Below are 21,939 nucleotides of genomic sequence, written 5' to 3'. Positions count from 1 at the left end.
GCGCCTCAGTGCCCGAAGCGCAGGCGCCTGCGGGAGCGCCGGCTCCCGGCTGCCGCCTCGTCCGTGTCGCCCTCGTTCCGCGGCTCCGCCGGTGCGTCCGGCCGCTCATCGTGCAGGTCGCCGCGTCCGTGCGCCTCGTACGGTTCGGGCCCCGGCCGGCGGCCGCCCCGCAGGAGTTGCCTACGCCGGCGCGCCCGGGCGGCACCTGCCATGATCATGGCGATGGAGAGGCCGAGGATCAGCGTCAGCGCGATCCCGGCGAGGAAGACGGCCAGGCTGTTCACGGTGGCGATCCCCTGCCCGAGGATCGTCGCGTGGTACACCGGGCCGTCGGTGTTGTCCGCGACCAGCAGCCCGATGAAGGCCCCGGTCACCCCCAAGAGCAGCAAACCCAGCACCAGCATGGCGCACGTCCTTCCGTGAACCGGCCCCCTCTCCTACGGCCCGCGCCTACCCGCTCGGCGGCATCCGACTCCTGCGCGCTTCAGACGGCCGCGGCACGCCGGATCGCGTCGAGCGCCCGCCGGACGTCCTCGTCCGTCGTCGACCAGTTGCTCACCGAGATCCGCATGACGCGCCGGCCCTGCCACGTGGAGCCGCTGATCCACGTGGTGCCGTCCTCCAGCAGCCGGGCCAGTACCCGCTCCGTGCGGACCTCGCTGCCGAACTCGGCGCACACCTGGGTGAAGACGACGTCGCCCAGGACCGTGGCGCCGTCGATCTCCGCGATGCCGGCGGCGAAGGTACGGGCGTGCCGGCACAGCCGCTCCACCAGGTCTGCCACGCCCGAACGGCCGAGGGACCGCAGCGCGGCCCACACGGTGAAGGCCCTGCCGCGCCGGGAGAGCTCGGGCACCTTGTCGATGGGGTCGCCCTCGTCGGCCTGGATGAGGTAGTCGCCGCGCAGGCCCATCGCCGCCCGGACCGCGGCCGCGTCGCGCACGATCGCGAGCCCGCAGTCGTAGGGGACGTTCAGGGTCTTGTGGGCGTCGGTGGCCCACGAGTCGGCGTCCGCGCAGCCGGCCACCAGGCCGGCGAGGGCCGGGGAGGCGGCTGCCCAGAGACCGAAGGCGCCGTCGACGTGCACCCACGCGCCCGCCTCGCGCGCGGCGCTGATGGCCTCGGCGAAGGGGTCGAAGGCCCCGGTGTGGATCTCCCCCGCCTGGAGGACCACCAGCGTGGGGCCGCGCCCGGCCCCGGCCGCGAGGGTGCGCCGCAGGGCCGCCGGTTCGATGCGGCCCTGGTCGTCCGCCGGCACCGTCTCCGGTGCGCCGAGGCCCAGGTAGCGCAGCGCCAGGTCGATGGCCATGTGCCGGTCCCGGCCCGCGACGGCGCGCACGGCCGGCGCACCGGCGAGCCCGTCGCGGGCGGCGTTCCAGCCGGCGCGGGCCAGCACCGCGTCGCGTCCGGCGGCGAGGCAGGTGAAGTTCGCCATCGTCGCGCCCGTGGTGAAGCCGACGGCGCTGCCGCCGGGCAGGCCGAGCAGGTCGAGCAGCCAGGCGCCGGCTATGTCCTCCACGGCCGAGTAGGCCGGCGAGGCGGCGCGCATCACGCAGTTCTGGTCCCAGGCGCTGACCAGCCAGTCCGCGGCCAGCGCGGCCGGTTCCGTGCCGCCGACCACGAACCCGTGGAAGCGGCCGCTGGGAAAGGCGGTGAGCCCGGGTTCGCAGGCGGTGGCCAGCAGGTCGACGACCTCGGCGGGGGCGCTCGGGCCGTCGGGCAGTCGGGTGCCGAGCGCGCGTACGATCTCGTCGACCGCAGCGCGGGCGGGGACCGGGCGGTCGGACAGGCTGGCCAGCCAGCGCAGGGCGTGGTCGTACGCCTGCCGGAGCGCGGCCTCGCGCGCGTCCATACCTCGGACTATGGGACAGGCGCCGCGCCCCCGCAAGGGGACAGGCGCCGCGCCCCCGCAAGCCGTCAGGGTCCCGGTGCCGCACCGCCCCGCGCCGGGCGGCCCGGCCCCGACTCGTCGGGGCCGAGGGCGCGGACGGTCCGGGCGGGGTTCCCGACGGCCAGCACTCCGGGCGGGAGGTCCTTGACGACCACCGATCCGGCACCGACCACGGTGTCCTCGCCGATGGTGACGCCGGGGCAGACGATGACACCGCCGCCCAGCCAGACGTTGTCCCCCACGGTCACCGGCAGGCCGCGCTCCCAGCCGGCCCGCCTGAGCCCGGGGTCGAGGGCGTGCACGGGCGTCAGCAGCTGGACGTTCGGTCCGATCTGGACGTCCGCGCCGACAGTGATCGGGGCGGTGTCGAGGAAGACCGCGTTGAAGTTGACGAACGTACCGGCGCCGATCCGGATGTACCGGCCGAAATCGCAATGGAAGGGCGGCCGGATCCGGACCCCCTCGCCCACCGAGCCGAGCAGCTGCCGCAGGAGGGCGTCCCGCTCCTCGGGCGAGAGCGGTCCCGGGGCGTTGTACTGCGCGCAGAGCTCGGTGCGGCGCAGGGTCTCGGCGGCGAGCTCGGGATCGTCCGGGAGGTACCAGTCGCCGGCCAGCATGCGCCGCTTGTTCTCGCCCACGGGTGACCTCCGCTCGCCGGGCGCCTGCGCGTACGCTCGCCCAGGACCGCCCCGCGCGTCAAGGAGGCGCGGGCGCGCAGGAACCGGCCCGCGCCGCCGGGCGGTGGGCCGCGGAAGAGGGGGAAGCGGATGAGCGGGAAGCGGATGAGGGTCGGCGCGTACCTGGCACATCCCAGGGCGGGGAGTTTCAACCACGCGTTGTTCGCGGCCGTGACGGAGGAACTGGCGGCGCACGGCTGCGAGGTCGTCGCGCACGATCTGTGCGCGGAGGGGTTCCCGCCCGCTCTGACCGCCGCGGAGACCGGGACGGTCGAGGACGCGGGCGCCGCGGCCGACGGGCAGGTGGCGGTGCACCGCCGGGAGGTGGCCGGGCTGGACGCCCTGGTGTTCGTCCACCCCAACTGGTGGGGCATGCCCCCGGCGGTCCTGGCGGGCTGGATCCAGCGGGTACTGGTGCCGGGCGTGGCCTACAAGCTCGGCACGGCCGACGGGGAACCCGCCGGGCTGCTGCGGGCCGGCCGGGCCCTGGTGCTGAACACCTCCGACACTCCCGCCGAACGCGAGGCGGGCGAGTTCGGGGATCCGCTGGAGCGCATCTGGTCGGCGTGCGTGCTGCCCTACGTCGGAGCGGCCGACGTCCGGCGCCGGGTCTTCCGTACCGTCACCGACTCCTCTGAAGCGCAGCGCGCGGCCTGGCTGGCAGAGGCCCGCCGCCTCGCCGCGGAGCTGGTATCCGGCTGAGGGGCGCGGGCAGTTGGCGCCGAATACGGCGAAGGCCCCTCCTGCCGGATGGCTCCGCGGCAGGAGGGGCCGGACGGCACCGGTCAGGTGCGGTACGCGAAGTAGCGCGCGTTCGGGTAGGACGCGATGATGCTCGCGAGCGACTTCCGGTACGTGTTGGTGGAGTGGTAGGTGAGGTACGGCATGCCGGCGCCGCTGCGGTACGTCACCATCATGGAGTGGTCCTTGGACCCGTCCTTGTTGAAGTCCACCTGCACGATGTCACCGACGTCCGCCTGGTAGACGTTCGCCAGGTTGGCGGCCCGCTGGTTGGACAGCGTGAACCAGGCCCACTCGTTCGCGCCGACCCAGGAGTCGGACTGACGGGTGCTGTCGTACCACCAGTTGCGGTAGTCCGAGGAGGAGCCGGGAACCGGCTTCCAGCCGCCCGCGTTCAGCGCCTGGCTGATGAAGTTGGTGCAGTCGCCGCCGGCGCCGCTGAACTTCCGGTACGCCGGGTTGTAGCTGCTCCAGTACTTCTCCGCGTACTTCGCCATGGCGGCGTAGTCGTAGGCACCGCCGGTCATGGCCTTGGGCTTGGCCGGGGCGGGGTACTTGGTGGAGGCGGGCGTGCCGTCCGGGTACTGGTTGCCGTCGTCGTTGACGGTCGCCACCGCCGCCGCCACGGGCTCGTTGACCGCGACGACACCGCTGTCCTGGGACTTGATCGAGGTCAGCTCCCAGGCCCCGCCCTTCTTGCTGGTGAGCGTCAGCTCGTACTTCGTCTTGAAGTCCGTGTTGGCCGGCTCGTCCCCGCGCACCTTCTTGTAGGTGAGCGTGGTGTGCTCGGTGACCTGGACGGTCGCCTTGCCGCCGGCCACCGTGGCCTTGTCCACGGCGACGGTGGTGTCGGCATCGGTGTAGGCCTCGCCGAGCTCCGCCAGCCGCGTCTTGCGGGACTTCAGCGACTGGATCGCCGCGGCCTCGTCCTTCTTCAGCTGGTCCGACAGACGCGCCTTCGAGGAGTTATGCCCCGAATGCCCCGAATTGCGGTGGCCTGCCTGGTCTTCGACGAGGGCGTCGGTGCGCTGCGACAGCACGTCGTCGGCTATGCGGCCGAAGGCGTCGGCGGTGGCGCGGTCGGCGTCGTGGGGCCCGGGCTCCGCGGTAGCGGAGTAGGCGAACAGGCTGCCCGACACCAGGGCTACGGTCAGGGCCGCACCAGCGGCGAGCCTGAACCTCTTTGGTATCACTACTTTTCCCCTTGTCACCCGGTCCACACGAACCGGGGGACGGAATCTTCGCACAAGTAGGCGACGTTTTCTTTGCGTTCCGCTTCGGCGATTACGCTCGGGCCGCAGTCGCCCCGCGCACGCCGCCGACGGCCTCCGCTTCGCCGCCGGGCCGGCGCCGGTCGCGGCCGCGGACGGGTCCGGCGCGAAGCGACCCACCACCCGTCACGGCCCACAGCTTGTGCATCTAGGGTGTGCGGGAAAAGCACGGCAGAGGGGCATTCGCAGTGGGCAGGCAGGATACGTCCGGAACGGGACGGTCACGCGGCGGTCAGGTGACCCCGGAGGGCGGCGACGGCGCCCCGTCGGGCCGCCGCAGGGCGTCCGGCACGCGCCGCCGGCCCCGTAAGGATTCCGGTCGGCGCTGGGGACTCCCCCCGGCGCTCCGAACGGCGCTCGCGTCGGCCCTCTCGGCCCTGGCGCCGGCCCTCGCCGCCGTGCGTCCGCAGCTGCGCCGCCTGCGGCCCGCGTACCCGAGGCCGGGCCGCAGCGGCTGGCGCCGGTGGGTTCCTTCGTGGCGCCAGTGGCTGGGCGCCTGCGTGTACGCGCTCATCGGCATGACGGGCTTCGTCACGATCGCGTACGCCGTGACGGATATACCCGACGATCTCAACTCTTTCGCCACACAGCAGGACAACGTGTACTACTGGGCCGACGGCTCGACGATGGCCCGCACGGGCTGGGTCAGCCGGCAGGAGATGCCCCTGGACAAGGTGCCCCCCAAGGTCCAGGGAGCCGTCCTCGCGGCCGAGAACGCCAGCTTCTACTCGGACCCCGGAGTCTCCCCCTCCGGCTTCCTGCGCGCGGTGCGGGCCGCGGTGACGGGCGGCGAGACCCAGGGCGGCTCCACCATCACGCAGCAGTACGTGAAGAACGCCTACCTGAACCAGGACCGGACCCTCTCCCGGAAGTTCACCGAGATCCTGCTCGCCCTGAAGCTGGACAACCGGACGAGCAAGGAGCAGATCCTCCAGGACTACCTCAACACCAGCTGGTTCGGGCGCGGCACGTACGGCATCCAGCGCGCCTCCCAGGCGTACTACGGCAAGGACGTCTCGCAGCTCAACGCCAGCGAGGGCGCCTTCCTGGCCTCCCTCCTCAAGGGCGCCGGCCTGTTCGACCCCACCCTCAGCAAGGAGAACCACGACCGGGCCGTGGAGCGCTGGAGCTGGATCCTGGACCGCATGGTGGAGACGGGGCAGCTGTCGAAGGCCGAGCGGGCCACGTACACGACGTTCCCGGAGCCCTCGAGCCAGTCCCTGGCCGGCATGCCGGGCGCACAGACCGGCTACCTGGTGGAGCTGGCGAAGCAGTACACGATCAAGGCCGGGCACATCAACGAGAAGGAGTTCGACCTCGGCGGCTACCAGATCTACACCACCTTCGACCCGGCCCGCATGACCGCCCTGACCGCCGCTGTCCAGGCGGCGCAGAAGGACTTCGACGCCGAGAAGCGTCCCGACACGGACAAGTACGCGAAGATCGGCGCGGCGAGCATCGCCCCCGACGGGCGGCTCCTCGCCGTGTACGGCGGGCCCGACTACCTCAAGCAGGGCTTCAACGAGTCGAATGCGACGACCATCCCCGCCGGGACGGCTTTCACCCCGCTCGTGTACGCCGCCGCGCTCGAGGACGGGGTGCTGCGCACGCGCGGCAAGGCCCGTACGCCCGTCTCCCCGTCCAGTCCGTACGACGGCAACGACCAGGTGACCGTGCAGACGCCCGAGGGCCCGTACTGGGACCGCAGCGGCAAGGTGGTCAAGGGGCGCAACGACGGGGGCCGCAACTGGGGCCAGGTCACCCTGCGCCAGGCCGTGGCGGACTCGATCAACACCCCGATGCTGCAGCTCGGCCTCGACGTGGGCCTCGACCGGGTGGAGTCCTACGCCGAGCGGTCCGGGCTGCTCGGGGCGAGTCTCGGGCCGCGGATCCCCACGTTCGCGCTCGGGGAGAACTCCACGCCCAGCGCGATCCGGATGGCCACGGCCTACCAGACCTTCGCCGCGGACGGCATGCACACCGACCCCTACTCGGTGCGCTCGGTCACCCGCGGCGGCGCCGCGGTGCCGCTGGACGGGCCGAAGCCGACGCGGGCGATGTCGGCGAAGACGGCCCGCGCGGTGACGGACGCGCTGCGGGCGACCCTCACCGAGGGCTCGGCGAAGACGGCGGCCAAGGCCCACCCGGGCGCCGCGGGCAAGACCGGAACGACGGCGGCGAACGCGGCGGGCTGGTTCGTGGCCAGCACCGAGCAGGAGTCCACGGCCGTGGTCGTCTACCGGATGTCGCTGACGGACCTGATCCCGCTGCCGCTGACCGGGCTGGGCGGGGACCCGCAGGGGACGCCCGGGAGCACGCGGGCGGTGGACCTGTGGGCGGACTACATCAAGGCGGTCAAGTAGGGCGGGCGGGTGCCGGGGCGGGCCGGGGCCGGGGCCCGGCCAAGCGGTCCGGGGCCCGGCCGGCCCCCGCCCGCCAGGCCCGCCACCCGCCCGGGCGGGCTACTTGATCAGGACGTTCCAGTCCGGCGCCTGCGCGGGGTCGAGCATGCGCAGCTGGGCCAGGACCTTCGGGTCCTGGGCGTCGAGCCAGTCCGACAGCTCCCGGAAGGACACGCAGCGCACGTCCTGGCGCGGGCAGACGTCCCGCATCACGTCCTCGACGGCCTTCATGTAGATGCCGCCGTTCCAGTCCTCGAAGTGGTTGCCGATGAACATCGGGGCCCGGCTGCCGTTGTAGACGCGGTTGAAGCCGTTCATGTACGACATCCGCGTCTGGGTCTGCCAGGCCGAGAACTTCGCCGGGTCGCCCTGGGTGCTGTCGCCGGACTGGTTGTAGAGGAAGTTGAAGTCCATGGAGAGGACCTGCACCTCTTTGCCCTGCAACGGGACGAGCTGGAGCGGAAAGTTCCATATGTCGTTCTGCTTGGACGGCCACATCTGGAAGTCGCCCGAGGAGCTCGCGTCGTAGCGCCAGCCGTACGGCTTGATCGCGGTGATGAGGTTCTTCTGGCCCTCCAGGCAGGGCGCGCGCCCCCCGACCACCTCCCGGTCCGGGTCGAAGGGCAGGGGCGCCTCCTTGGTGAACCCGGTGTTGGTCTTCCACTTCTTCATGAACGCGTACGTCTGGTCGATCTCGCTCTTCCACTCCTCGGGGCTCCAGTCCCCGCCACCCTTGGGGCCGCAGAAGTGCCCGTTGAAGTGGGACCCGATCTCGTTGCCGTCGGTCCAGGCGCCGCGCAGCTGCCCGAGCGTGGACTTCACGTGCGCAGGGGTCGGGTACGAGATGGCCGCCGCGCCCTGGTTGTGCTGCGGCGGGCGGTAGAGCGTCTTCTTGTCGTCCGGCAGGAGGTAGATGCCGGTGAGGAAGAAGGTCATGTGGGCCTTGCTCTCGCGGGCCACCTGGCGGAAGTGCGAGAAGAGGTGGTCGTCGCCCTCCAGGGCGCCGTCCCAGGAGAAGACCACGAACTGCGGCGGCTTCTCGCCGGGCTTGAGCTTCTCGGGCTTGAGCTGTCCCGGCTGGGGTCCGGTGTAGGAGGTGGAGCCGTCGCCGATCACCTCGACCTTGCCGTCCCAGTTCTCCTTCGGGCCCTTACCGGCCCCCGGCTTGCCGGCCGCGCCGCCCGAGGAGGCGGGGGCCGCGAGCCGGGCGTCGCGCGCGGCGTCGGCATCCGAGGTGCCGCCGAACGCGAGGGCGGCGGCGGTGGCCGCGACCCCGCCCGCGGCGATGACGGCGGCGCCGACGCCCAGGCGCTTGCGGTTCTGCGCCTTCCTGCGCGCCTTGCGGGAAGAGCGGGATTCCGCGGGGGCGCCGGGAGCGCCGTCGGTCTCGACCATCGCGGTCGTACCCCTCCTGATCAACCGCAGCAGGGCCGCGCATGGATGGTTCGTACGAATATAGAACTTGTCGGAACACCTCCCATACCCCGGACCCCCTCCTTCCGCCACTTCACAGCCAACGCACAGCGCGCCGGAATCCCCAGCAAAGAACAAACCCCCACAATCCCACCGAACAGGACACCCCAGCAGTCGCCCACCAGATCAGGAGCAGCTCGCCTCGAGCCACCCCCTCGGCCTGCCGGGAGAACCATCCCCGCGGGTGCGGGGAGCAGCGGAGCCGCGCAGGGTCGGCGTGCCGGATGGCGGGGCCATCCCCGCGGAGGCGGGGAGCAGGCTCGCTGAGCTGCGATGATATGGGGAGCCGCTCGGGTTTTGGCCCATTTCACCGATTCTGCTGCACCAGGGTTCCAGGCGTGGGAGTGGAGCGGGTACCGAGCGAGTCGAGCGGGAGGGTCGCGAAGGTGAAGCCGGAGACCCACCGGTCACCTCCGAACTCCGCCAGCGCTTCCATGAGCTGCCTGCGCTGACGTTCCGTCATCGGTCCCAGGACGCAGATGGGAGTGCTCTGGTGGGGCTCGACGGGGAGGGTGTCGGGATCGGTGTACGGCCAGCCCGCCGGCCTGAGGATCACCGGCAGCCGGCTGCCCGGGTACTGACTGACGTGGACTGCGGTGTACCGGCGGTGGGGAAGGGAGCCGCGGACCGTGCTGATGCTGACGAAATGGACCACGCTCCAGGGAAACTCCGTCCTGCCGACGCTGGCATTGACGGTCGCGATGCCACTGGGCCCCACCTCCAACTCCCATCCCGACCTGACCATCCGTGCGAGGCCGTGCCGCACCGCACGGCGCGTGTGCACGACCACCAGGGGCCACAGGAAGAGCGCCATCGCCGAGAAGACGCTGCCCCCGAAAACCTGGACGACGGGCCACGGGCCCTTCTCGCCGGGGGCGGTGAGTCCCAGGTGGGGAGGGATGGAGAAGCAGGAGACCGCCGCTGCCGTCGACAGCACCGCGCCCACCCAGGCCCGGGCGGTCTTCCGCGCGCCCGGTCTGGCCGCGTACGTGGACAGCGGCTCCCGGCCGCTCCAGGAGATCAGGAAGGGACCGGAGGAGGGCGCGGTCGGAATGCTGCGAGCGGCCGGAACCGTGGGCAGCGGTGATCGCCGGCGCAGTACGGCCCTCATGGCGCAGGCCGCCCGGGCCAGCAGCACGTCACGGTCCCCTTCCCGGACGGCGGAGGACGGCGGCCGTGCCGCGGCGTGCGTTCCGCGGCCCGCATCCCGCCCGGGCGGGACAAGGGCCTCCGCCGCCCTCAGCCGGCCGATCCGCTCGCTCACGTCCTGGGCCGTCTGGGGCCGCCGTGCCGGGTCGCGGTCCAGGAGTTCGGCAATGAGCGCCGTCAACTCCGGCGGCAGGCCCGCCCGCACGGCGTCCAATCGGGGAGCTTCCACATCGGACTTGCGCCGGATGACGGCCAGGGCGCTGTGCCCGGTGAACGGCGGCCGGCCGGTGAGCATGGCGAACAGCACGCTGCCCAGGCCGTAGAGGTCCGAGCGCTCATCGCCCCGTACGGAGAGGAACTGCTCGGGGGCGCCGTACTGCGGGGAACCGGCAGGTGTCAGCTGGGAGGAGTGCGCGACGCTGAAGGCGGTCTGCAGGAAGCCGGCGATCCCGAAGTCGACGACCTTCACGTCGTGGTCCGCCGTGAGCATCACGTTGTGCGGCTTGATGTCGTAGTGGATGACGCCCGCCCGGTGGGCGGCCGTCAGCGCACGGGCGATCCCTTCGGCGATCGCGAGCGCGTCGCCGGGCGGCAACGGAGCCCGGGAGCGGATGAGGTCGTTGAGCGGGATGCCGTCGACCTTCTCCATGACGAGGAAGAGCATGTCCTCGTGCACGCCGCGGTCGTACAGAGCGGCCACGTTCGGGTGGTTGATCTGCGCGGCCGCGACCGCCTCGCGCTCGAAGCGTTGGGCCAGTTCGGGTAAGGCCCCCTCCTCCAGGACGAGCAGCTTGAGCGCGATGTCGCGGTGCAGGACCTGGTCCCGGGCCGCCCACACCTCGCCCATCCCGCCCCGGCCGAGCCGCTTGACCAGCTCGTAGCGGCCTGCGATCAGCGCCCCGCGCTCCATCTCCACCCCCGCCGGTTCCACCGGTATGCCGGAAACCGGCTTCCTGGTGTTGGTGACTGTACCGACATACCCGGACACGCAGGGCTCGTACGGCGTGGCTGACGCACCGCGGACGCAGTCCGGGCCCCGGGCGGTGGCGGGGCCCGGGGCTGACGTAGCGTCGGGGCATGAGCACGACACCGCCTCCCTACTCCCCCGGCCCGTACGGGCCCCCGCAGCAGCCCCACCCGTCCGCCGGCCCGCAGCCCTACGGTCCGCCGCCCGGGCCGCACCCGTACCCTCCGCAGCAGCCGCCGTACCCCCACCCGGGCCCGTACCCGGCGCAAGGCGGCTGGGGGCAGCCGCAGCCGCCGGGCCGCCGAGCCGGGAAGCCCGTGTGGGTGGGCCTGGCCACGGCCGTGGCGGTCGCGGTCGGGGTACTGGTGCTGAAGAACGTCACCGCGGCCGCGAACCGGGCGAGCGGGGCCGGGTTCCCCGAGGCCAAGTACAAGATCGCAGTACCCAAGACCCTGCTGGGCGGCCAGTACCAGCTGGAGGAGGACGCGTCGCAGACCAAGGGCAGGCAACTGGTCGACGGCACCTACGACCCCAAGGTCCGCAACCCGCACCCCGCCATCGCCCGCTACACCTCCGAGTCGCCGACGCAGGCCGGCGTCATCGCCCTCTCCGGGATGTACGGCCAGTTCAAGGACCCCGCGACGGCGCGGAAGAAGATGATGGCCGGTGCGGCCGAGGGCGAAGGTGCCACGGTGGCCGTGCCCGTCCGGGACATCAGGCCCCTCGGCTCGGACGTCACGCTGTCCTGCCAGGTGCTGACGTCCCGCCAGGGCGGCGGGACCGCCGTCACGCTGCCCATGTGCGCCTGGGCGGACGACAACACCGCCGCCAGCGTCGCCGTGGTCAGTGCCGAACTCGCCCAGCAGGCCCCCGGTTCGGTGGACCTCAACCGGATCGCGGAGACCACGCTGAAGGTGCGCGCGGAGACCCGGCAGCCGGTCGGCTGACCAGGCCGGGGCCGCCGGTATCAGGACGCAGCGAGGAGCGTCGGCAGGTCGCGCATGTCGTGGAAGACGACGGTGTCGGGGCCTTCGAGGCGTCCGGCCGGGGTCAGCCCGCCCGCGTAGCCGAAGGCGCGCATGCCGGCGGCGCGGGCGGCGGCGACGCCGGGCCGGCTGTCCTCGACCACCGCGCAGGCCGCGGGATCGACACCCATCTGCCGGGCGGCGTACAGGAACAGGTCGGGGGCGGGCTTGCCGCGGGAGACCTCCGTGGCGCTGAAGATGCGGCCGGCGAAGCGTTCGTAGAGGCCGGTGCGGCCGAGGGTGTGCCGCATCTTGTCGTGGGAGCCGCTGGAGGCGACGCACGTCGGCAGGCTGAGCGCGTCGAGCGCTTCCGGCAGGCCATCGACCGGCGCCAGCCCCGCATCGACGGCCTCGCGGTGGAGCTGCTCGAACCGCTCCGACCAGATCACGGCCGTGTCCTCGCCGAGCCGCGCGGCGACCTGCTCGCGGATGGCGGCGTGTGAGCGTCCGATGAAGCGGTCCACGACCTCATCCTCGGTCAGCGGCCAGCCGAGCTCGGCGCCGAGGGAGACCTGTACGCGCGCGGCGATGCGCTCACTGTCGACCAACACGCCGTCGCAGTCGAACATGACGAGTTCAATGGGCTTGTTCGGCTTGATCACCACCGCAGCATAGGCGTCGGCAGCGGCGGACCGGCAGGCCTGCAGCGGGTAGAGGCGTCCTGGTCGGCGTCCTGGTCGGCGTCGTGGCCGAGGAATTCGTCCCATACGTTGCCGCCGTCGGCCCAGGTCCGCAACCATCCCTGCAGCGAGGCCGATGCCTAGCGCAGACCGTCGTGAGGGCCTTCACCCCACTCGACCTCCCAACCGCCGACCGCGGCCAGCGACTCCATCGTGCAGCCGCCGGCGGCGAGGAAGAGCCATCAGGGCGGCACGCCCGTCGCCCGGTTGCGTGCGTGTTCGCCGACCGTCCACGGCCAGTCGTGGAAGTGCCCGGGAGCCCGGTTGCCTTCGGTCAGCGACGCGAGCCCGCCGTCGGGGCCGAATCCCCCGTCGCCGACCTCGGTGTGGACACGCCGGAGCAGTCCGGGGAGGCGTCATCCGATGCTGCGCTCCGCCTCCTCGCCGTACCGCTCGGCCATCCACGCGACCGGGACCGCCGCCGTGTCGAAGCACAGGCCGGGGTTCCATGCGCGAAGCTGCAGCGCCTTGATCAACGCGTCGTCGTCCGCTGCGAGGAGGGGCATGTGTCGGAAGCCTACTGTCGCTGCCCGGCTACCCGGCTGCCCGCGGTACAGGTTGCACGGTGCACGTCGGACGGTGCACGTCGGGAGGGAGGCGCTCACCGCGCTCGGAAAATCCCGTTGCCGCCCGCTCCCCTCCCCTACATGATCACCGGTGATGACGAACTCATTCGACGACGTACACCGCCTGCTGAGCGCCGGCGACATACCCGGAGCCGTCCGCTCCCTGCGCCCGCTCGCCGACACGGCGCCGCTGCGCGACCTGACCGCAGAGGTCCGCGCCTTGGCCGAGGCCGTCGGCTTCGACGACCTGGCCCGCGCCGCGAAGAAGGCCTCCCGCAGGCCCGGCGACGCCCGGCGCCTCTACGACTTCGGCTACCTCTGCATCGAGCGCGGCATCGCCTTTCCTGCGATCCCCGCGCTGCGCGAGGCACTGCGCCTCTCCCCCGGCGCCCGCCCCGTGCTGAGCGAGCTCGTCGCCGCGTTCGAGGCCGAGGACCGCCACGCCGAGGCCGCCGAAGCGCTGCTCCGGCACGAGGCCGTACTGGAACCCTGGCCCGGCGGCTACCTGCTGGCCTACAACTCCCTCCTCGCCGGCGACCTCGCCACCGCCCGCGACCGCACCGCCCGGCTGCCCGAGCCCGCCGACAGCACCTGGGTCTGGGCCCGTGACCGGCTCCGCGGGATGGTGAGCCGCGCCGAGGCCGCCTCCCGCACGGCGCCGCTCGACCGGACGGACCTGCGCGGCTGGCAGTTCGCCCTCACCGGCACCCTGCTCGGCACGCTCTCCCCGTACGGCTTCGAGGTCATGACCGGCCGCTACGCCTACCTCAGCGACAGCTACGAGGCCTGCCGCCGCGGGCTGGACCGGCTCGCGACGGCCCTCGACATCGCCGGGCACCGCCCCACGGCCGTGAGCGCACTGCCCGGCCGCTCCGACCGGATCCTGGCGCTGGCCGCGGCCGAGGTGCTCGGCCTGCCGGTGGAGCCGTACGCTCCCGGCCGCCCGGACACCCTCGTCGTGGCGTACGACCTGAGCGACCACGACCCGGAGGTCCTGGCGGGGCTCCGTGACCGTGCCCCCGGTCAGGTGCTGTACGAACACGCGAGCCGCTGGACCGAACCGGCGGCCGTTCCCGCGGACTTCAGCACGCTCCAGCGCCAGGTCGGCTCCGAGCCCTGGGGCGAGCAGCTCGGCACCGAGGGCCGCGGCCCGGCCGACAGCCGGCCGGAGGCGGAGATCGCCCGGGACATCGTCACCGCGGACCCGTCGGCGGATCCGGGCGACGGGGAAGGCCCCGCCGACGGGGACGCCGCCTTCCGCGACTTCGTCACGGCCATCGCCCCGCTCTGGCTGGCCTCCGGCTCCCGAGCCCCGGTGAACTCCACGGGCCCGGTCCACAGCAGCCGCTTCTGACCGCCCGAACCACCCGCCCCCGCTCCATGCACCGACCGCCTCTTCGATCCCCGATCGACCTGACAGGCCATCCCCGCGGTGCGCCGAGCAGAACGGCGTGCGGCTGGAGAACTTCGCCCACGAGGGGTCATCCCCGCGCATGCGGGGATCGGGGTCGGCGACCTGGCACTCTTGGCTTGAAGAGCGTCGTTTCTGTGCGCTTTCTCGGGGTCGGGCATTTCGGGCCCGTGTGTGCATCATGCCGCACTTCGGGCCGACGGCAGGGCAGTTCGGGGGCAAGAGGCGACAGGCTCTCCGGCGCCGCGCGAAGAGCAATCGGCGTGACCGCCGGTCGGCGGTGGCGGGCGCCGCAAGGGGCCTGGGGGCACGGCTGTCGGCCGAGGGACGCCGGTCGCGTCGCAGGCCGTGCTGCGGCTGCGTGTACCGTGGCCCCCTTTGACCTGCACATGACTCAAGGGGGTCACCTTGTCCACGCGTTCCCACGTCGGTTCGATCGGCGTGTGCCTCGCCGCCGCCGTCGCCCTCACGGCCTGCGGCGGCGGCACGGCCAAGCCGGCTGCGGGCGGCAGCAGCCGTACGCCGTCGGCGTCCACGACGGCGGCGGGCACGGAGCCTTACGCCGACAAGACGCCTGCGGAGATCCAGCTGCTCGCCTCCGAGTACACACGGACGGCCACGTTCAAGAAGGCCCGGGGCACGGTGACCAGCGAGGGCACGATCGTTTCCGTCGAGCTCTCCTTCGCCAACGTGGACTGCGCGGGCACCATCAAGGGCGAAGGCCTCGGCAGGACGGACATCCATGCCACGCCCAAGGTCGTCTACGCCAAGCATGACGCGGATGCATTGCGGGCTGCCTTCAAGGGGACCAAGGCCGAGAAGGAGTTGCTGGTCGAGCGGGCGGCCGACCGCTGGCTCAAGGTGGACGCCACCCACTCGGAGGCCAAAGCCACCGCGTACGTGTGCCAGCTGTCCAACCCGGCGACCATGGTGGAGGACAACTCCCTCCACATCACCCGAGGGGGCTCCGCCACCGTCGACGGGCAGCCCGCCTTCATGCTCACCTACCCGGGCTCGAACGGCGGAACGGCCACGGACTACATCGCCGCGCAGGGCCGCCCGTATCTGCTGAAGCGGACCGAGACCGGCCCCGAGCCGTACGAGGTCACCTACTACGACTTCGAGACGGTCACCCAACTCCGGGCACCCGCCGACAGCGAGGTCGTCGCCCTCGAGTGACCCGGCCACGATCGTCAAAGGCCCACGGCGCCGCGATCGTCCGACCTCAACCGAATTGGTACTGATGGCCACCTCACCCTCATCCGACACGACCGTCGCCACCACCACCGCGGGGAAGCCCGCCGTCACGCCCGGAACGGTGATCGCGGCACTGCTGGTGCCACTCATGACCGCCGGCGGTGCGGCCGGTTCCCTGCACACGGAGGACATCGAGAGCGCGTGGGCCGAGCGACAGCAGGCAGTCTGCCGGCACACACCCTTCCCGACGACTGAATACGTCGCCGCGTGGGCCGGGCTGGCCCTCGGGCTGACGGCAGTGGCCGTGTGCATACTGCTCGCCAAGCACATCCGCAATCGGTACGGCATCCGGCCCGGTGAAACGTGGCCAGGGGTAATCACCTATATAGGAGCGTGGTTCAGCGTCCTGACGATCCCGATAGAACTCATACAGCTGTACGCCGCGTACTCGGTGGCAGCGTCCGGGATCGTCCTCGGCGACTGCGGGTAGCGACCCGACCGTGATTCGGAGCGTTTGGGCCCCGCGTACGCGGCGATCGACCTTCACGGTTCCACTCGCCGCTGATCACCGTCTGCACGTGGTCTACCGCACCTTCACGGACGACACCGGCACCGACTACTCCTCCATCATCCTGACTGGGACCGCGCCGAGCTTCTCGCTCGCGACGACAGGCACTTCATGGGACCGGGCCTGTCCTGGCCCGAGCTCGTCGCGGCCGCGGAGAACGCGCTTCCCGGCGGCAGCACCACAGATCCGCACGCCCGCCTGCTGCTCCTACTGCCGGCGTTCGGGGACGACGGGGTGCCCGACGATGCCGTTGCCCGCCTGGCGGACGCGCTACGCGCCCGCACCAGTGTGGAAGACCCCGAACCCCTCGCCGCTGTTCTCCTGGAGGATCAAGGGGCTACCGGCCCTGCACGCTGGACGTCAGCCGAGAACGGACTCTCCGAACGATGGCGCGCACTCTTTCCGCAACCCCGTCAACAGCTTTGCGCTGTCTGCCGATCGCCTGGACCGGGTGGCCAACGCGCTGGCACCGTGACGCTGCGGTGTTTGGACCATCCAGTCGTGACTGCTGTGATCACGGCTGCGCAGCCGGCGTGGACAGCCCCATTTACCGGGCTGAGCCCTCGGTGCTTCAACAAATTGATAGCCGCGGTGCGGCGTGAGGGCGCGGGCGAGCACTCCAGCAGGCGCCCCTGGAGCCTGTCCCTGCCGGACCGTGCCCTGCTCGTCGTTGCCTACTGGCGCACCACAAGTCCCACAAGCAGGTCCGAGCCCGGGTCGAGCACGTCTTCGCTCGCATGAAGACCTGAAAAGCCCTGTATCCGGGGCGGTGCCGGCCGGTGGGCGGCCATGATCTGGCTCAGGTCGTCCCATCCCCGCGGATGCGGGAGCAGGCTTGCTGACCTGCCATGTCAAGGGATGTCCTGACTGCCAGGAGGGGCAAGAATCGGCTCTCAGACTCCCTCGCGGTCTGCTGCTGCGGCCCATCGACGGATGTGTAGGTCGGATGGACTCGGGCGGATGCGAGTGCGCTTTCAACTGGTTTGTGCAGGGATGGCGGGTATGCCGCGCGGGAGGTCGGCAGGCCCAGCAGGACACGGTGGCACACCCGAAGGTCAGTGGCTTCGGCGAACGCCCGCATGGATGCCTCCAGCCACGCGGTCTTGATGTCCTGTGACTCGTCCAGAGCGGGATCACGTACCCCGCCGGGTCCGTAGGCTGGGGACCGGTCTGTGCGCAAGGGCACATGGGCGCTGTACCAGGCCCGCACGGCACCCGCTCGCTCAGCATCCGTGCCGATCCGCAGATACTCGGCCCATGCCGCCATCACACGGCGACGTCCGAACGCGTAGACCGCCGGCTCCACGAAACCAGCGGCAGAAGCTGGGATCCGGGTCATATACGGCTGCAGCCATCAACGGGGCGAACAACTCATCAGGCAGACTTGCACATTCGAGCAGGGGCTTACGCACCGCATGGGCGAGGTGGCGGGCTTGGTTGTTCGGTTTCATGGCGACGTCTCCGACACCCAGCCGCCGAGCCACCTCTGTCGCGCATGTCAGAAATGAACGCGGCGGAGGCTCCACTCCCTCGGTCGGTACGGTCCCGCCCCGGTTGCCGACGGGCTCCCTGGTCAGTGGGTTTGGGTGCTTTCGGTGGCGCGAAGGTGGACGACCGCCGTGTCTCGGACGGCGGCAACCGCTTCAGGGGCGAGACGGGCAAGGACCGGCAAGGCGTGGAACCAGCCGGCAGTGGCCAGGGTGCGGTGGAGAAGCCTGGTGGCCGCCACGCTGTCGGGCGATGCGTTCGAGGTGGCGCGCAGAGCCAGGTGCTGGACCGTGCGGGTGAAGGAGTCCGTTTGGGCCGGCTCGGGGCCGATGAGCGGGCGGACGGGGACTCGGGCGAGATGAGATGCCACCGCGGTCAGCGCCGCGGCACGGTGCTGTGGGGCGGCGGGCAGCGCGGCCACTCGTTCTGCGGTGTCGGTGTCGCCCAGCGCCGCGTGGAGCACCGCCAGGGCGGCAGTAGGGAAGTGCTCCGATCCGCGGCTTGCCATGTCACAACTCAGCCAGTCCAACTGACGGCCGGGGTCTTCTCCGTCGCCGAGGCGTAGGAAGGCGTGCACCAGGATCTCTTCGGGCTGCTCCTGCGAGCCGCTTCGCGTCATCTCTGTGCGTGCCGCCCTCAACTCGTCGAGGAGCAGTCGCTGTTCAGGCGGCGGGAGGTGGGTAGCGGCTGGGAGGAGCTCGGCCAGCCCGGTCAGCACCCCACGGCTTCGGATCGCGTTGCGAGCGGCGCGCAGGCGCTTCAATAGCGGGAGCAGTAGTTCAGCCGACGTATGTGGGTGGAGAGTCGCGAGTTCCGCGGCCACGGCGATGCGGACGCATCGATCGGTCTTCTGCCAGGCCAGCCGCCGGCTGCCGTCGGCCGGCTGCCCGTGCTGCCGGATGAGGTCCACGGCAGACTCCGCCTCGCCTGCGCACGCCAGGGCCAGCGCGGCGTAGGCCCAGATCCCGCTGGGAGCGGTTGTGGAGGCTGCCGCTCGGACTGCCTTCTGCGCGTGCCGGCGCGCCTCGGCCGACAGGCTCGAGTCCGCGTAGGCCGCGGCCATGGCAGCGTGCGCTCGCACCTGTTCGGCCGGAGCATGCACCAGTTCCAGCAGCGACTCGGCATCCGCGGCCGCGCCGGTACGAACGAGCGCTGCCGCCAGGTCCGCAAGCCACACGGGACTGCGGCTCATGCCCGGCCCGGCCATCGGCAGGAGAGCCAGTGCCTCCCCAAGGCGGGCCTCGGCCTCAGGGTCGGCGCCCCGGTCGGCCAGGCGGAAGGCTTCGTCAGCGAGCCTTCCGGCTTCCCAGACGGCCTCGTCCTCATCCCGGACGCCGAGTTGCCCCAGTCGGTCTTCCGGCTCTGCAGGAAGTACCCACTCCGCGAGCTTCGGCAAGGATGCGGCCCTCTCCGGCGGTGCCCCGACATCGGTGAGTGCCCGGGAGAGCAGAGTAAGCGTGTGCCGGAACCCGAACTCGACGTGGAACGCGTCCGGCAGCGACAGCGGGCCGGCGCCCGCGCGCAGCACCGTCTCGACGTGTCGGCAGGCCGCATCCGCGAGCTGCTCGGCCTCCGTCGGTCTGGCCTGCGCCACGAATGAGGCCGCGGCGGCGACGACAGCGGCGTTCTCCAGGCTGGGCGCCCCGTCCCAGACCTCACGTGCGTGCTCCAGGACACGGTCTTGGAGGCGGTCGGCGCGGCCGGGGGCCGCGGACGCAACGGTCTCCCAGAGCTGAACGGCGGCGGCTGCGGCGTACTCTTCAGTCGGATCTTCGCCGGCCAGCTCCTCGGCTTGCTGCTCCAGTTCGTCCAGGAGCTCCGCGGCGGCGTCCGGGTGCTCCGGTGCCAGCAGTCGGGCGGCCTGCGCCCAGGCATCGTTGCGAGCCGCGCCCACCCCGCGCGTGGAGCGGAGCAGCTGAAGACCTTCCTCGCACCGGCCCGTCTCGAGCAAGGCGAGCGCTGCCTGCGCGGCTGCAGCCTCCCCCTCGTCGGCGGCGTAGCCGTGGCGGCCGGCCTCCCGCAGCGCCGTACGCGCCCACTGCCCTGCTTCCAGGGCGGCATCGGCTGCCTGCTCGTGTCCCATGCCCCGCAGTACGCGGGACACGGCGGCCATGTTCAGGGCCTTGGCGGCGGAGTGCCCTGAGGCGCCGGCCAGGGCCCTGGCCCGTCGGGCGTCGCCGAGCCGGGCGATCGTCCGTACAACGGAATCGGGCAGCGGCCGTACGTGTGCCAGCAACCTGTCCCGGGCGGCCGCGGCGGCCGCGGCCGCGGCCGGCGTGGGCGTACGGTCCGCGCCGGGCAGGGCCAGCAAGTCGAGGTCGGCGAGGGCGATCTCGGAGCCGGAGCGCTGGACGAGACGCAGTTGACGGTGCGGGTCCAGGATCAGGGCCGTGAGCCGCTCGGGGTTGTTGCTCTCGCGTACGAGGCGGGTGTAGCCGGTGAGGAGGTAGTTCGGGGTGTCCTCGGGCCAGCCCGCGTCCTGGTACTCGCGGGCCCAGGCATGCAGGTCTTCGGTGCACCCCGCGAGGAAGCGCCTGCCCAAGGCTGCTTGTGCAGTGTCATGGAGCTCGCGGTGAGCCAGGACGTACGTCTGCCGGCCGGCCTCGGCATACGCCTCGGCCTGCGCGTCGAGTGGAAGGAGATCGGTACGGGTGGGTGCCATGGAACGGCCGACCACGCTGCGGAGCTTGTTCTGCACGTCGAAAGGGATGATGCCGATGAGCTCGCCCAGATCGTCCGCGGTGAGACCGCCCTTCGCCGCGACGAGCAGGCCCAGCAGACGTTGGCCGGTGTCGCGGTCGGCCAGCAGGGTGCGCAGTTCTGCCATGGCCATGTCCCGGATGGCCTGTGCCGCGGGCGAATCGGTCAGCCGGCGGACGATGCCGGGCTCCCTCAGGAGATGGTCCGGCGCCAGGCTCACCGGAGCGCGCGGGTTGGGCCGCCCGGTGACGATGACGCGCATGCCGTGTGGGGGGTCCTTGGGCAGGAAACCCGCGATTCCCGGACCGTCCGGGCCGGCATCAGCGTCCTCGTCGAGGCCGTCGACGATCAGCAAGAGACGACGGTGGCGTTCCCTACTGGCACGCGCCGCCACTTCGTACAGCGGGTAGAGGTCCGGTCGCTTGCGGTCCACCGCCGGGATCCGCTTTCCGTCCGCCCCGGCGGTCAGCTGCTTCCGTTGTTCCCGTACGAAGCCCTCGCGGCGATCTGTGCCCAAGCGCCCGGCGATGACGTAGTGCGCGACGTCGACCCCGTCGGGCAGGCAGCGGGCGGCGAACCAGGCCAGCAGGGCGGTCTTGCCTGCCCAGGGGCCCGCCTGCCACCACATGTAGGCGGGTGCACCCTCGGGAGCGGTGGCGAAGGCCGCCAGGTCGGCCAGTTCCTCTTCCCTCCCGACCAACTCGAGGGGAAGGACGTCCCGGAGGGCTTGGGAGAGTCCGCCCAGCAGACGCCCCTGCGACGTTGCCTTCACGCGGAGGCCCGGGCCGCCCTGTCTGCTCTTGCTTGCGTTTCGGGCTTCGCGGAGCCAAGCCTGCCAGTAGCCCTTGGGAATCCGAGGGTAGCCCGGCGAACGGTCTACCGCGTGGTCCTCCAAGTGAGGGATCAGCTCGTCCAGCACGTAGCTGACGTATTCCGGCGTGGGCACGGTCTTGCCCCGCAGCCACTCGCTGAGGCTGGAGGTGCTCACCCCGTGGCCCCCGAGAGCGGCGAGACTCTTGAGCGTCAACACCCGGCGCCCGCCCGCCGCTGCGTCGAGCCTCCCGAGGGCGTCCCCGAAAACTGACCCCCGGTCGACGTCCGGTCCGCTCGGTCCGCTCGGTCCGCTCGGTCCGCTCGGTCCGCTGTTCTCCGAAGACTTCTCCGGAATCATTTTTCTACCCTTCTGACCTGCGCACATACGACTGGTCCGGCTCTCCGGACATCGCCGGACACCCTCCGGAGGACGGATACCTGTGGAACCGCGCCCGGCGGAGAAGACCACCGGGCGACTGCCCCGAGGGGGATCTGCATGTCCGTCCTGCTGACCGTCCTGGAGTCCGTGCTCCAGGAGGCCGCCACTCTGTCCGCCGCCACCGGCCTCGCCTACACAGGCGCCGTCGCGACGGTCGCAGCCGCCTCCGTCCTCTTCCCCAACCCGCAGCGCCGGCGTGACGCCCGGACAACGCTGACGATCCTGATGCGTCGCGACGGGAAGCGGTGACGCCTTCCGGTCTGGTCCCGGCGGGGCCGCAGGCCGTACCCTCGGCCTCTGCTGAGTTCTCCCGCGTGTGCGGGGATGGCCCCCGTTAGGAGCAGAGCCTCCTTGGCTCCCGCGTGTGCGGGGATGTCTCCAACCCCTTTCGTACCGCCCGCAGGGGGCCGGCTGGTGGGGTGGTGTCTGCTGGCGCTGCCCGTCGCCGACGACGGGGTCGTCATCGGCGTGGACGCGCACG

Annotated in this window: 16 protein-coding genes and 1 pseudogene; 8 read left to right on the top strand and 9 right to left on the bottom strand. The window is 71.8% G+C overall.

Annotated elements, in window-relative coordinates; all coding sequences use genetic code 11:
* Nucleotides 1-5: 5 nt before the first annotated feature.
* From ABZ924_RS26005 to ABZ924_RS25995, 3 genes are all read right to left on the bottom strand, one after another.
* Nucleotides 6-404: a hypothetical protein gene (locus tag ABZ924_RS26005; protein WP_361914371.1), complete on the bottom strand. Its 399-nt coding sequence runs from the start codon at nt 402-404 to the stop codon at nt 6-8.
* A gap of 80 nt (nt 405-484) precedes the next feature.
* Nucleotides 485-1,852 carry a pyridoxal-dependent decarboxylase gene (locus ABZ924_RS26000; RefSeq protein ID WP_361914368.1) on the bottom strand — a complete coding sequence of 456 codons (1,368 nt, stop codon included), beginning with the start codon at nt 1,850-1,852 and terminating at the stop codon, nt 485-487.
* Between the two features lie 65 nt (nt 1,853-1,917).
* Nucleotides 1,918-2,529: a sugar O-acetyltransferase gene (locus ABZ924_RS25995; RefSeq protein ID WP_361914365.1), complete on the bottom strand. Its 612-nt coding sequence runs from the start codon at nt 2,527-2,529 to the stop codon at nt 1,918-1,920.
* A 129-nt stretch (nt 2,530-2,658) separates the two neighbouring features.
* On the opposite strand from ABZ924_RS25995, the gene ABZ924_RS25990 reads away from it, so the two are divergent.
* Nucleotides 2,659-3,270 (top strand): NAD(P)H-dependent oxidoreductase, encoded by a 612-nt coding sequence (locus ABZ924_RS25990; protein ID WP_361914362.1) that lies wholly within the window; start codon nt 2,659-2,661, stop codon nt 3,268-3,270.
* 83 nt (nt 3,271-3,353) lie between these two features.
* Here the strand turns inward: ABZ924_RS25990 and ABZ924_RS25985 are convergent, their stop codons facing one another.
* On the bottom strand, nt 3,354-4,448 hold the full coding sequence (locus ABZ924_RS25985; protein ID WP_361914359.1) for an amidase domain-containing protein: 1,095 nt from the start codon (nt 4,446-4,448) through the stop codon (nt 3,354-3,356).
* Between the two features lie 650 nt (nt 4,449-5,098).
* Here ABZ924_RS25985 and ABZ924_RS25980 point away from each other — a divergent pair.
* Nucleotides 5,099-6,943 carry a transglycosylase domain-containing protein gene (locus ABZ924_RS25980; protein ID WP_361914441.1) on the top strand — a complete coding sequence of 615 codons (1,845 nt, stop codon included), beginning with the start codon at nt 5,099-5,101 and terminating at the stop codon, nt 6,941-6,943.
* Nucleotides 6,944-7,042: 99 nt separating this feature from the next.
* Here the strand turns inward: ABZ924_RS25980 and ABZ924_RS25975 are convergent, their stop codons facing one another.
* The gene (locus ABZ924_RS25975) at nt 7,043-8,290 is read right to left on the bottom strand and encodes a hypothetical protein (protein WP_361914438.1); all 1,248 of its coding nucleotides are present in this window, start codon (nt 8,288-8,290) and stop codon (nt 7,043-7,045) included.
* A gap of 472 nt (nt 8,291-8,762) precedes the next feature.
* Entirely contained in the window at nt 8,763-10,514 is a 1,752-nt protein-coding gene (locus ABZ924_RS25970; protein WP_361914435.1) for a serine/threonine-protein kinase, read from the bottom strand.
* Between the two features lie 167 nt (nt 10,515-10,681).
* On the opposite strand from ABZ924_RS25970, the gene ABZ924_RS25965 reads away from it, so the two are divergent.
* Complete coding sequence (locus ABZ924_RS25965; protein WP_361914356.1) at nt 10,682-11,518, top strand: hypothetical protein; 837 nt, start codon at nt 10,682-10,684, stop codon at nt 11,516-11,518.
* Nucleotides 11,519-11,538: 20 nt separating this feature from the next.
* Here ABZ924_RS25965 and ABZ924_RS25960 read toward each other — a convergent pair whose 3' ends face one another.
* The gene (locus ABZ924_RS25960; protein WP_361914432.1) at nt 11,539-12,165 is read right to left on the bottom strand and encodes an HAD-IA family hydrolase; all 627 of its coding nucleotides are present in this window, start codon (nt 12,163-12,165) and stop codon (nt 11,539-11,541) included.
* 467 nt (nt 12,166-12,632) lie between these two features.
* Nucleotides 12,633-12,782 (bottom strand): hypothetical protein, encoded by a 150-nt coding sequence (locus ABZ924_RS25955; protein ID WP_361914353.1) that lies wholly within the window; start codon nt 12,780-12,782, stop codon nt 12,633-12,635.
* Between the two features lie 154 nt (nt 12,783-12,936).
* Here ABZ924_RS25955 and ABZ924_RS25950 point away from each other — a divergent pair, with 154 nt between their 5' ends.
* The 4 genes and pseudogenes from ABZ924_RS25950 to ABZ924_RS25935 all read left to right on the top strand — a co-directional run.
* A complete protein-coding gene (locus tag ABZ924_RS25950; RefSeq protein ID WP_361914350.1) occupies nt 12,937-14,196 on the top strand; it encodes a hypothetical protein in 1,260 nt (419 codons plus the stop codon).
* Nucleotides 14,197-14,661: 465 nt separating this feature from the next.
* Nucleotides 14,662-15,432: a hypothetical protein gene (locus ABZ924_RS25945; RefSeq protein WP_361914347.1), complete on the top strand. Its 771-nt coding sequence runs from the start codon at nt 14,662-14,664 to the stop codon at nt 15,430-15,432.
* 64 nt (nt 15,433-15,496) lie between these two features.
* Nucleotides 15,497-15,940, top strand: a complete 444-nt coding sequence (locus tag ABZ924_RS25940; RefSeq protein ID WP_361914344.1) for a hypothetical protein — start codon at nt 15,497-15,499, stop codon at nt 15,938-15,940.
* A gap of 579 nt (nt 15,941-16,519) precedes the next feature.
* Nucleotides 16,520-16,705, top strand: a pseudogene (locus tag ABZ924_RS25935) (IS5/IS1182 family transposase); the annotation flags it as partial.
* An 886-nt stretch (nt 16,706-17,591) separates the two neighbouring features.
* Here the strand turns inward: ABZ924_RS25935 and ABZ924_RS25930 are convergent.
* Complete coding sequence (locus ABZ924_RS25930) at nt 17,592-21,194, bottom strand: hypothetical protein (protein ID WP_361914342.1); 3,603 nt, start codon at nt 21,192-21,194, stop codon at nt 17,592-17,594.
* Between the two features lie 321 nt (nt 21,195-21,515).
* Between ABZ924_RS25930 and ABZ924_RS25925 the strand changes: the two genes are divergently transcribed.
* Nucleotides 21,516-21,707 carry a hypothetical protein gene (locus ABZ924_RS25925; protein WP_361914339.1) on the top strand — a complete coding sequence of 64 codons (192 nt, stop codon included), beginning with the start codon at nt 21,516-21,518 and terminating at the stop codon, nt 21,705-21,707.
* Nucleotides 21,708-21,939 lie beyond the last annotated feature (232 nt).

The sequence above is a fragment of the Streptomyces sp. NPDC046876 genome (assembly GCF_040645035.1).
Classification (GTDB): domain Bacteria; phylum Actinomycetota; class Actinomycetes; order Streptomycetales; family Streptomycetaceae; genus Streptomyces.
Note: the sequence above shows the minus strand (reverse complement) of the source record. Positions and strands in the feature narration are given on the sequence as shown.